The 11,764-nt window shown below is 48.7% G+C and carries 9 protein-coding genes; 3 read left to right on the plus strand and 6 right to left on the minus strand.

Annotation, left to right across the window (positions count from 1 at the left end):
- Positions 1–124 precede the first annotated feature (124 nt).
- Complete coding sequence (locus tag JWG43_RS05145; protein WP_205241748.1) at positions 125–682, plus strand: chemotaxis protein CheW; 558 nt, start codon at positions 125–127, stop codon at positions 680–682.
- A gap of 246 nt (positions 683–928) precedes the next feature.
- Positions 929–3,088 (plus strand): methyl-accepting chemotaxis protein, encoded by a 2,160-nt coding sequence (locus JWG43_RS05150; protein ID WP_205241749.1) that lies wholly within the window; start codon positions 929–931, stop codon positions 3,086–3,088.
- A 173-nt stretch (positions 3,089–3,261) separates the two neighbouring features.
- On the opposite strand, the gene JWG43_RS05155 is transcribed toward JWG43_RS05150, so the two are convergent.
- The 6 genes from JWG43_RS05155 to rsmI all read right to left on the minus strand — a co-directional run bounded on the left by JWG43_RS05155 (position 3,262) and on the right by rsmI (position 11,393).
- Positions 3,262–5,241, minus strand: coding sequence for a TRAP transporter permease (locus JWG43_RS05155; protein ID WP_240193392.1), 1,980 nt, complete (start codon positions 5,239–5,241; stop codon positions 3,262–3,264).
- 303 nt (positions 5,242–5,544) lie between these two features.
- A complete protein-coding gene (locus JWG43_RS05160; RefSeq protein ID WP_205241751.1) occupies positions 5,545–6,537 on the minus strand; it encodes a TAXI family TRAP transporter solute-binding subunit in 993 nt (330 codons plus the stop codon).
- Positions 6,538–7,158: 621 nt separating this feature from the next.
- Complete coding sequence (locus tag JWG43_RS05165; RefSeq protein WP_205241752.1) at positions 7,159–7,635, minus strand: universal stress protein; 477 nt, start codon at positions 7,633–7,635, stop codon at positions 7,159–7,161.
- A gap of 823 nt (positions 7,636–8,458) precedes the next feature.
- On the minus strand, positions 8,459–9,337 hold the full coding sequence (locus JWG43_RS05170) for a DMT family transporter (RefSeq protein WP_205241753.1): 879 nt from the start codon (positions 9,335–9,337) through the stop codon (positions 8,459–8,461).
- 50 nt (positions 9,338–9,387) lie between these two features.
- Positions 9,388–10,206 carry an inositol monophosphatase family protein gene (locus tag JWG43_RS05175; RefSeq protein WP_205241754.1) on the minus strand — a complete coding sequence of 273 codons (819 nt, stop codon included), beginning with the start codon at positions 10,204–10,206 and terminating at the stop codon, positions 9,388–9,390.
- A gap of 305 nt (positions 10,207–10,511) precedes the next feature.
- The gene (gene rsmI / locus JWG43_RS05180; RefSeq protein WP_205241755.1) at positions 10,512–11,393 is read right to left on the minus strand and encodes a 16S rRNA (cytidine(1402)-2'-O)-methyltransferase; all 882 of its coding nucleotides are present in this window, start codon (positions 11,391–11,393) and stop codon (positions 10,512–10,514) included.
- 117 nt (positions 11,394–11,510) lie between these two features.
- Here rsmI and JWG43_RS05185 point away from each other — a divergent pair.
- The coding region (locus JWG43_RS05185; RefSeq protein ID WP_205241756.1) for a hypothetical protein at positions 11,511–11,764 on the plus strand (254 nt) is incomplete at its 3' end.

Consider the following 11,764-nt stretch of genomic DNA (forward strand, 5'->3'; position numbering starts at 1 on the left):
CGTGCGGACGGACGCCCCAAAAGGTGTCTGGTGAAAGGTATTATCAAGGGTTCCGCTGAAATTGTACCATGAGTACAGTAATATATACCAAAAGCAAGCGTCCGGTCGCCACGGATTCAGGTTGATGTCAGGAGCGTGCAGGCTTGAAGAGAGAGAAGAAATGAAGGCCAGGGGACGATGTGAGGATCGACGTGTCTTTCTTCTGCCGATGACCATAACTGATTGGCCCGGCAGTGTGTTTTGTCTTTTCAGCCAGAATCAGATTGTGGAGATCCTGAGCCAGCGTCCGATCCAGCGGATACCCTTCAGCTCGGAATACCTGCAGGGGGTGCTGGTCTATCTTGACCGACTGATACCGGTGATCTGCCTTGACACGTTATGCAATGGGCAATGGACAGTTCCCCGGGGGGGATATCGTCAATTGGTGGTTGTCCGTACCGGAGCTGTTGATCCGGAGACCGGGGAACCATTGAAGGTCATGGTCCTGGCAAAGGCGGGTGTGCGCATGGAAAAAATTACCAGTGAAACCTATGGTGCCTCTTTGCTCGAACGGGAGGCGCCTGCTTCCCTTCGCCGAACCGGACTGCTGCGTGGATTTTACCAGCATCAGAATAAAGCCCTGGTCCTCATCGACCTGAGCACTTTGCTTCTGGGTCGCTTTCATCCAGATGGGACAGACTGAACTGGAGCAGAAAAAATCGTGCCCATCCAGAAGTGACTCTGTTGCCCTGATTCTTTATCGTGTTGGCCAGTGTACTCCTCAAAAGAGGATCTCTGTGTCTGCGGGTCCATATGTCAGCGTGCCTCGATTCAGGAAAAGGTCTTGTTTCCGGAATGTCATCAGTTTTGCAGAGAGCACGATGGGATCCGGTTCATTGTTGCAGGAAAAATCAACGAGACAAGATACCCATGGGATCTTGGAGAGAAAATGAAAGAGCAAAGCACCCCAAAAAAGAGCATTGGCAACCCTTTCTCAGCAGTGATCGGCAGGCTCAAAATTCAGGGTAAGTTGATATTGGCATTTTTTGTTATGATTGCCTTGATTCTTGGTGTCAGTATCCTTGCCGTAATTTCGCAACATTTTACCCAACAAACCATCGATGATGCAGTGGCTGTGCAGGGGAGGGTCGTACGCCTCAGTCTTGAAGCCGAGAAAACATTTCAGATGATGCAGGGAGTTGAGAAGGATTTTCTGCTCAACTACAGCAGGATCGGCATGCAGGAAGCAAAAGACCGGTATATGCATGCTTTTATTGCAGCCGGTGAAAAGATTAATGAAAATCTATTTGATATTCAACAGATAGCTCCAGGAGAACTTGAAACGGATCTCGCCAGGGACGCCATGTATGCCATCAATACCTACTTGGCAACCTTCATCAGCTCCGTTCAGGTTCTTGAGGTGTATGTTGATCCTGAAGTGGATGAATTGACCAACTTGCAGCAATTTATCGAAGTTTTGAGGCGGTCGGTGTCGATGGTTGATTCTTCTCAGGTGCAACTCAGCTTCCAGAAAGTACTTTCTGCTCTGCAGGGGTACATGCTTATTCCCCAACAACAAACCGGTGATACGGTGTTGGCAGCAGCCGGGGCTTTTATTGACAGCATCCAAGTTTCCGGGGTGTCCGCTGCCGAAAAAAATGACCTGCGTACGCAAACTGAAGGATTGATTGAGCGCTTTACTGCTCTACGTCAAACCGATGAGGCCATTACGATGGGGATTGGAGCCGACCAGAAAGCGATTCAACAGGCGGGATCGGTTATCCAATCTCTGGTGCAACAGGCGATTGCCAGTGAGACCCGGGCAGTGGAAGGTATAGAGAAAACCGCCGGGAAGGTGCGGTATATCGTGATCGGTGTGGGGCTGGTTGCCCTTCTTTTCGGGGTGTTGACTGCCTTCACATTCACCAGAGCTTTAACCGGACAGGTCAACCGAACCATGAATCTGCTGGCGGAAATGAACAGAGGGAACTTTACAGCCCGGGCCGAGGTTATCTCCAGCGACGAACTCGGTCAGATGGCAACCGCCTTGAACGTCATGTTGGATGATATCGACGCCCTCTTTAAAATCCGGGAAGAACGTGATGCCATCCAGGAGTCGATCATGAAACTTATGGTGGAAATCAGTGACCTTACCGAGGGTGATCTGACGACGAGAGCTGAGGTGACGGAGGATATGGCCGGTGCAATTGCTGATTCCTTCAATACCATGGCTGTGCAATTGGGCGAGATTGTTCGCCAGGTGAAAATGGCCAGCCAGGCGGTTGACGATACGGCGACCGATGTTTCGAAGTTGACCGAGGATCTGGCAGCAAAGAGTATTGACCAAACCAAACAGATTAACGCTGCCATTGAGTCTTTACACGAGATGGCCGAATCTATTCGACAGGTTTCAACGAATGCGGCAAAATCGGCCGATGTATCAGTGATGTCACGAACCAATGCCCGTGAAGGTGCTAAAGCTGTTGAAAAGACAAATCTTGCCATGGATGAGATCCGTGAACAGATCAACGAAACGGCCAGATCGATTAAGCGGCTTGGCGAAAGTTCCATGGAAATCGGCAACGTAGTTGAAATGATCAACAGTATTGCTGACCGAACCTCCATTCTGGCTTTGAACGCATCCATTCAGGCTGCCATGGCTGGTGATGCCGGCCACGGATTTGCTGTTGTTGCCGAGGAGGTGCAGCGGCTTGCCGAGAGTTCGGGCAATGCCACCAAACAGATCGAGATGCTGGTCAGGAGCATTCAGTCGGAAATCAAAGATGTCAGTAGTCGCATGGACGAGAGTATCAGTAGAGTTGTTCAGGGTTCCCGACTGGCCGACGGCGCGTACGGTCAATTACAGGAAATTGAATCGGTGTCCAACCAGTTGGCAGATCTGATCGACTCCATCACCAGGGCAACGTCCAGACAGGTACAGACCTCGGAAAAGGTGATTGAAAACATGATGGCAGTGGGCCGTGTCAACAAAGAGACTTCCATTACATCACAAGATACCGCCAGTTTAATGAGTATGCTCAGCAACACGGCTGGTTCCCTGCGCAAGGCTGTGGAAGTTTTCAAGGTCGAGCCTGACCAGAGGGCTTGATTCGCTTCCGGTAGCGGAGGCATAATCGCACCTGGAATCAAACGGTCATGCTCCTGACGCAATTCTGCAGCAACTAAATATAAAACAAGCGTCCAGACGTCACGGATTCAGGGAGTGATTAAGGATTGCAAGCACAGTGAGCCCGCATCGTTGAACGATGCGGGCTCATTACTTTATTTCCTGCGCTGATGCAAGGGGAGCAGCAGTTTGGGATTCTGTTTAATGCGGATTTTTTGGAGGGTGTAGACAATAACGAAAAGAGCGATGGCCACTCCATCAATTATAAGAATGGGCACATCAATGTTTGTGAGACCGAATACTATTTTGGGAAAGAGGAGTAATATTGCGCCGATGGCGCCAATACACCATTCCAGGATATTTGTTGGGCACAGAAAGTATCCCATGGATAAAGCTGAAAAAATGATGGTTCCCAGGAAAATGGTCACAAAAGCAGTGGCAATTTCAACACCGGTTCCAGCTAAAAGGAGAGCTGGTGTGTAGGCAAACAGGAGAGGGCCCAGAAAAATCATTTTAGAGAAATTGAAAGCGGTCCAGCCTGTTTTCCATGGATCGGATCCGGAAATGGCAGCGGCGGCATATGCCGCAACGCAGACCGGTGGCGAAATGTTGGAAGTTTGGCTGAACCAGTACACGACCATATGGGAGGCCAGAAGTGTCCACACAGCTGCTTGCGGCAGGGCCATTTCCAGCTCGGTATAACTCATGCCGAAATGATGATGCGCCAGCATAGCACTCATGGCAGGTACGGCAAGAACGGCGACAATGAGATAAGAGGCGGTGACCGGGACTCCCATGCCCAGAAGCAGGGCTGCAATCCCGATGAGCAGGATGGCAAGAGGCAGGCTTCCTCCGGAGAGGCTGAAAATAATCTCGGAAAACCGCAGTCCGATACCAGTCAAGGCTATGACCCCAACAATGATTCCGATGACCCCCACGGTAGCACCGATGACCAGAGTGTTTCTTGCGCCCTCCTGAAGAGCTTCAAAAATCTGGCGAGGGCCCATCCTGTATTCGGTGGTCAACCAACTCACCGCGACACAGGAAAGTGTTGCCATCACCGCTGCGTATCCCGGGGAATACCCCTTGAGCATCATCGTAACTATGATTACCAGGGGCAAGGACATGAACCATTGTTTCTTGAGGATATCCAGCGCTCGTGGTCCTGCCTCGGCATCACCTGACCCCACCAGTCCATACCGTTTAGCCTCAAAGTGGACCATGACATAAACAGCGAGGAAATAGAGCAGGGCCGGAAATATGGCCATTTTCATGATTTCGACATAAGGGGTTCCAGTCATTTCCGCCATGAGGAAGCCACCTGCGCCCATAATGGGTGGCATGAACATTCCCCCCGTGGAAGCAGACGGTTCAATGGCACCAGCCACGTGTGGTCTGAACCCGGCCTTTTTCATAAGGGGGATGGTAAAAGCCCCCGTGGACACGGTATTGGCAATGGCGCTGCCGGAAACAGAGCCAAAAAATCCTGAGGCAACGACGGCAACTTTGGCAGGGCCACCAGTGGATTTGCCGACCAGAGCCAGAGGCAGGTCAAGGAAGAATTTACCGGCGCCGGATTTTTTAAGAAAGGCACCGAAAAAGATGAAGAGAATGACATACGTGACCAGGACATCGGCCATAATACCAAAAACCCCTTCCTGCTTGAGATAGATGTGATTGACAATACGCTCAACAGAAAAACCCCGGTGCGCTATGACGTCGGGCATATACGGACCAAAGTAACAATAGCCGATGAATACCACACCAACTATTGTCAGAGAAGTTCCAAGCACGCGGCGGCACACTTCCAGCGAGACAATGATACCGATCAGGCTGACATAAAAATCCATGGGGGTTTCGTTCCCCATGCGATAATTGAGGGATTCAAACTCCAGGATCCAGTATCCAACGACAAAAGCGGAAACGAGAGCAAGCGCTATGTCCAGGAATGATGGCCGATGACTAGGTGAGCCACGCCACATCGGATAGGTGAGAAAAACGAGAACATAGGTGACGAATACATAAACACCGCGATGATATTGAGAGGCAAAAGGCTGAAAACCGGCATTATACAAGTAGAAAAGAACCATGCCGACACCGAGGGCGGAGGTCAGATAGTACCAGAATCCTGACATCTGCCGCCCTGATTTGGCGTCACGCTGGATAATTTTTTGAAGTTTGTCCGGGTCTGCAGCGGACTTTAACGCCTGCTCTTCCTCTGAAATTTCTTTCGTGTTCCGATCCTGGGTCATTGGTATCCTTAGACCGGCGGAAAGAGCAGAGGGTTCTTGCCGCCGGAGACTGTTAAGATGAAATCTGCCGGTTTAACCGAAGAGTGTTGTTTCGTCCGCAATGAATTGGACGTGTACCCTGTACCTGCTGGACTGGTCAGGGTACACGGTTTGTCAAGCTGCTACAAGTAATAGCTGTGCGCTTAATCAGTCAATTGGTTTGAGATGTTCAGGAACTTCGAATCCCTGCTCGACCCAGAATTTGTAGGCACCTTTGTGCAGAGGTCGTGATGCCCCTCTGAAGTTGTTCTCCAGTGATGTGGCCCGGGCGGCATTGTGAGCCTGACGCAGACTGACAAGGCCTTCTTCCGACCAGATAGCCTTGGTCAGTTCATAGACCAGGTCTTCCGAGACATCAGCGCGGGTGATCAGGAGAGTTCCATCTTCAAATGTTGCGGTTTCTTCGGTCTGACCTCTGTAGGTGTTGGCGGGGATGGCAGCTGGCTGGTACGCAAAGGCATCATAAAAACCACTTGCCTCCGCAGCGTCTGCCAGGTTCATGAGACGGATATCGTTCTGGGTAGCAGCTTCGATGATGGAAGCGTTGGGATAGCCGACTAAAACCCAGAATCCATCGATCTTGCCATCTCTGAATGCCGCTGCAGCTGGAGAATAGCCAAGAAATTCAGGCCTGATCTTGTCCCAAAGGTCAAGGTGGCGGAAGAAACGTTCAGCTGAGGCGGCAGCACCGGATCCGGCATTCCCCACAGCTATTCTTTTTCCTTCAAGATCTTCGGGCGTCATCAGGGGGCCATCAGCGTTAACCACCAATTGAGCAGGGGCGCCGTACAGGTAACCAATGCACCGTACCGTGTCGTACACGCGAGTGTCTTCAGGGAGTCCCCCTTGGGCGGCCAACTGGATGTCAACAGCATAAGAGATGCCGAAATCAAAGTCTCCGCCGTGAACCCGGCGGACATTCTCAGCCGATCCTCCGGAACCCTCGGAAGACATTCTCACATTGGGGACAACCCTTGGTACATAAAGGGAAATGGCATTGGCAAAATAGTTGAATGTGCCCCCGGTGGGCCCGCCACCAATGGATACGAATTCAGTCCTGGCCATTGAAGGCGTTGGGGTCATGCCCCAAGTGATCAGTAAGGCACTCAAAGTGATGACCATGAACAATCTTTTTTTCATCTTCGTTCCTCCTGCTTGGTTTTTGGGTTGGTCTATCCAACGTTGCCAACAATCCAGGTGAGGATTATGGCTGTCATTGCAAACTTCTGTGCAGCATACCTGACACTGCTCCTTTCATGTAGGCATGATGCTCTTCAATCATGGAAACCTTGATGCACGCACGGCGACCATTCATCAACGCATCAGCAGCAGCCTGTCTCGCTTCCTGTTTAGGTGTCGATTGTACCCGGTCGCCTGTTCGCTTGCTCTGATGCGATGGACGGTCTTCACAGGCATCGGGCATAATTCTATGTTTTTTCTCCCCTTGCTCCGGTTGGTTTTCCCGGGGCCGGAACGGTTGATTCTTGTTTGGTTGTATTCTGCTGTGATCAGGTTGTCATTGCGACTGAATCTTTGCCGAGAATCTTCACTCGCCACGCCTTCGAAGTATCCGTCAACACACAATTTTTATGGTCCGGATTTGTCCGATAAAAGGTTTTTTGATCGAATGGTTCCGGCCATCCATGCTGACGCACGGGCGTACGCGCAGGTGTTCAGGTCTCCGTTGACTGGTCCAAAAAGTTGACAGACTTTTTGTACTTTTTCAACATAAGAGAAAAATTGAAGTGTCTGGTAACTTGTCTAATCTTCTAAATCTTCATCGTCAGGATGGACGACTAGTACTGGGCATTTAACCCGATTGATAACCGTCCGGGTGGTACTGCCGACAAACACATCAGCAAAAGCGGTTCGTCCCTGGGTTCCCATGACGATCATGCCTATTTTATTCTCTTTGGCGAACTTGACAATTTCTTCACCTGGCTTGCCTTTGCGAATGGTGTAATCTATATCTAAATCCTGCATGGAGTCGGCCGGAGTAAACTCTTTCAGGTCAGCTTCTCTTTCCTGCAGCATGCTTTTCATTGCGTCAAGAAAGTCCTCTTTGTACCCTTTCAAGCTCAATTCCTGCATTGTATCAATGAGTCTTTGGTTGATAATGTGTAGCAGGTATAGTTTTGCTTGTTGCCCCTTGGCGATTTCCATACCATAAAGGACAGCCTTTTTCGAATTCTCAGAGAAATCAATGGGAACTGCAACACGTCGAACTTTAATCATCATGAATCTCCATTGAATTTTTGGAAGATGTCCCATGAATAATGAATGGTGCTCGGTGTTGATTCACAGGGCAAATTTGAGGGTTGATTTTCATTATCACTCCAATATCAATAAAAATTTTCATATATAGAGGGGAGTTGATCGAATTTCAACCCGTTGCGATAAAAATCGCTGTTGTCTACATTCTCTGGTCTTTGTATTGCCTAGCATATTAAAAAAGCAGAAATCTGGATTGTATTACATATCATTGTGCATGGTACCTGGATTGTCTACCGGTGAACTGGTATTTTATTTCCATTGGAAATAACCGCGACATAACTACCCTTGTTCCTGAAACAAAATTTGAAGGCCGAAAGGAGAAAAGTTACTGTTAATGACAAAGTAAATTTTCAGGAGAGAATTTCTGTCATTGAGAGCATGTGTCAGCCGGGACAGTTCACGGTATTCAATGTGGAGTATGGCTGACACGTGTTTTAATTGTAACAATTAAAGTGTCTATATAATCGCTAATGGGGTGCAGGGTCAAATGTTTTTGCGCGCTTACGATCAGCTTGTATTGAATTTGGATTTGTTCAGCTCTGGTTGTTCCTTGTTGTCGCGCGCCAGTTTTTTGGGCTGGCAAGGGGACTTTCGACCAACAGCTGGTGAAAGATATTGTCAAGGGCCCAGTTAACATTTTTAAATGATTAGAGGAATATATATTTAAAACAAGCCTCCCGGCCATTACGGATTCAGGTTGTACTCTTATGTGGTTGCAGGTCACAGTGTACACTCGTGAAAATCCACCGGATGTGCGGATGTGATCCACACAATGGCCTCTGATTGGTCAGGTCTCAAGATGTCGCTTGACCATTTTTCTTTCCTCCCATTGGACGATGATTAAAGCAGGGGCGATGATCATGATGCCGACCAGCGTCTGGCCGGAGGGTATGTCACTTTGGAGAAACCACTCGATAAGGATGATCAGGGGCGGATACAGGTACGAGTACGCCATGACGCGGGTGGGGCCGAGGTGCAATGTTGCCCACTGGGTTATGAAAAAAGTGATAATGGTGGTGAAAAAGGCAAGATACACGATCCCAAACCACAACTTGGCTGGTGGTGGAACCGGGGCGGTTGCTGGAGGCTGGAGACTGACCAGCAGCAACAGCCAGAAACAACCGGTCGCAAGGATCCAGAATGTCATGACCGCCATGGGTTCACCTCGGTGCATGAGTTTGACCAAGGGCATGTACAGGGCCATGGACAGACAACCGGCAAAAAAGAGAATGTCGCCATAGTTGAATTCAAGGGAGCGGGCCAGTTGCATATCTCCTTCAAAAATAACCCACAGGGCACCTGTCATGGCGAGGAAAAGAGCCATAACGCGAGATTTCCCTAACTTTTCCCGAAGCAGGAGCCAACTGTAGAGACCCGCCAGTCCAGGAACGGTGGTGAAGATTGCCCCGGTATTCAATGGGTCGGTTGAACGAAGAGCAAGAAACATCAGCCAGAAAAAACCTACCAAGGCCATGCTAATGAGGCTGTAGCGGAGGATGGCGATGATACCCGGGAAGGTTAGGCCGAATTTATAGATGACATAGGGTGCGAAGAGCAGGGTAGCCAACAGGAAGCGCATCAGAGTCAGGGTCGCCGGATCCATAAAAGGAGTGATGGCTTTACCCACCGTAAATGAAGTGGAAACAAGGAATGCAGCTATCAGCATGCAACCATGCAGAATCCACAAAGGTGGCCCAGCTTGGCGAGGAGAGGCTATCATCGCAGAAGGCGCAACAGATGTGGGTGCAGCATGGTGTTACTGGCGAGAATTTCCGACAGGAAAGGTGAGTATACCCCACCGGTGAGGTCGGTGACTTGTCCGCCCGCCTCTTCCACCAGCAGCAAGCCAGCTGCTGTATCCCATGGTTGCAGCTCCAATTCATAGAAACCATCAAGACGTCCACAGGCCAGGTAGGCTAGATCCAAAGCGGCCGCCCCGGCCCTGCGGATATCACGAACGTTGGTGAGAACGGATTCAAACTGTCGCATTAGCTTTGCGATGTTGTCACCACTGGTATAGGGAAATCCGGTGCCAATCAATGACTCAATTAAAAGACCGGTGTTGGTAACCTCAATAGCAGCTCCATTCAGCCAGGCACCGCAATTTTTGACAGCGCAGAACAGTTCATCGGACATTGGCGCATAAACCACCCCGACAAGTGTTTTGCCATGGGCAAAAAGTGCGATGGAAACAGCGAAATAGGGAAAACCGTGCGCGAAGTTCGTGGTCCCGTCCAACGGGTCAATGATCCAGAAGCAATCCCCGGGGTGTTTGCCATGGGTCGCAGTAGACTCCTCGGTCATGAAGGGAATTCCCGGGCAGTCTTCTGCAAGTGAACCAAGTATGGCTGCCTCAGCAGCCAGGTCAGCCTCTGTTACCAGGTTGATAGCACCTTTCATGGTGATTTCATGGGGCTGATTGTACAGACTCCTGATTTGATCTCCCGCTGTCAATGCGGCACGACAGGCCGCCTCAAGCAATATACGGTGATCAGTGCGGGGGCACCTGCTGGTGGTTTTTGTTATTCGGTCCATCGTGATCCTTTGCGTCTGGAATATCCTCACCGGAGGGTATATGAAGAAAACCTGGATTCGTGAGCATTCGTCCGTGCGTCAGCTGTATTGCCTGTGGCCATTCGCTTAAAGTAAATTTTATCGGGCGGTTACGGGCAATGAAGAGGGCGTACGGATGGACGTCACTAAGGGCGGCTGGTGAAGGGTATTTTTAAGGATTCAGCTGAAATGATAAGCTGATGACAATACGTTAAATCAAGTAAAGAGTTAAGCCGTCACGGATTCAGGCGTCTGCTTCTGGAAAGGAGAAAGCTATTATGGGATTTTTAATCCCTTTCCTTCCAGATTGACAACGCTTTTTTATATACTTCTGTTCGTGGTAGCCTTAAGTTGGAGGCAATAGACTGAACAGCATCTTTCAAACTTGTCTGCTGGGTGTCACGATACCAGCATAGAAGCTCATCGAGATTTTCCGGTTTATCAACAAAGGCTCCTTCTGCGGCAAAAACAATGAGAACCAGCTCACCTTTTACCCCTTTTTGCAGGTGACTGCTGAGCGTTGAGAGCGTGCCTTCTATGCATTCTTCATGAATTTTAGTCAGTTCGCGAAGCAAGACAGCCTGTCTGTCGCCAAAGCATTCGATCATCGTTGATAACGTCGTATTGATACGATGAGGCGCTTCATAAAAAACCAGAGGGTAGGGCAGGGTGGAAACACTGTCAAACAAGCGTTTCTTCTCTTGTTTATTTGCCGGCGGAAAACCAGCAAAAAAAAATTGGGTCAGGGGGAGACCGGCAATGGATATGGCTGCGGTAAGGGCGGAAGGTCCAGCAACGGCTACAATTTCAATGCCTGCCAATCTGGCTTTTCTGACTAAAATCGCCCCAGGGTCTGAAAGCGCCGGCGTACCAGCATCTGATACCAGGGCAACATCTTTACCGGCGCACAGCATTTGCACCAGGATATCAGACTTTTCTTGTTCTTTTCCGCGATAGTAACTGATAAGAGGTGTTTTCAGGCCGAGGTGCAGGCAAAGTTTTTTTGTATGCCGAGTATCCTCGCATGCGATAAGATGAACAGAAGCCAGTGTTTCAATCGCTCTGCGGGTGAGATCACCCAGGTTACCAATCGGTGTGCCTACAACAAAGAGGGTTCCTTTTTTTGCCGGTTTTGTATTTTGGGCTGAGGGAAGAAAAATTTTTTTCATGTCAGGAAAATTATCTGTATTTTCATGAAAAAATGAAATTTTTTGACTCTGTAAGCTAGCTACAGGTCCTTATTTTTCAGTATTATTGAATAATCAAGCAAAATAAAAAAATAATCAATGAATATAGATACTTTTTTTATTAATACTGATATTGCAATTGCCGTTATTGATGTTACTAAATTGAAATCATTTTGTGAAACATTCAAATCGAGTGATTTTGATATAAATATATTTGTTGAAAGTCAAAATTCATTATATGGTAAAGATAAAAATAATTTTCATTTTGAATTGGTTAACAAAAAAGCATGTGAGATATTTGGAATTGACCATTTAAATGAATTAAATAAAAATATAGAAATTATATTTAAAAG

It is taken from the genome of Desulfobulbus alkaliphilus (assembly GCF_016918545.1).
Lineage (GTDB): Bacteria > Desulfobacterota > Desulfobulbia > Desulfobulbales > Desulfobulbaceae > Desulfobulbus > Desulfobulbus alkaliphilus.

Coding starts and splice junctions, on each gene's coding strand:
- JWG43_RS05145 (WP_205241748.1), top strand. CDS start 125: ATGTCAGGAGCGTGCAGGCTTGAAGAGAGAGAAGAAATGAAGGCCAGG.
- JWG43_RS05150 (WP_205241749.1), top strand. CDS start 929: ATGAAAGAGCAAAGCACCCCAAAAAAGAGCATTGGCAACCCTTTCTCA.
- JWG43_RS05155 (WP_240193392.1), bottom strand. CDS start 5,241: ATGTCAGGATTCTGGTACTATCTGACCTCCGCCCTCGGTGTCGGCATG.
- JWG43_RS05160 (WP_205241751.1), bottom strand. CDS start 6,537: ATGAAAAAAAGATTGTTCATGGTCATCACTTTGAGTGCCTTACTGATC.
- JWG43_RS05165 (WP_205241752.1), bottom strand. CDS start 7,635: ATGATGATTAAAGTTCGACGTGTTGCAGTTCCCATTGATTTCTCTGAG.
- JWG43_RS05170 (WP_205241753.1), bottom strand. CDS start 9,337: ATGCTGATAGCTGCATTCCTTGTTTCCACTTCATTTACGGTGGGTAAA.
- JWG43_RS05175 (WP_205241754.1), bottom strand. CDS start 10,206: ATGGACCGAATAACAAAAACCACCAGCAGGTGCCCCCGCACTGATCAC.
- rsmI (WP_205241755.1), bottom strand. CDS start 11,393: ATGAAAAAAATTTTTCTTCCCTCAGCCCAAAATACAAAACCGGCAAAA.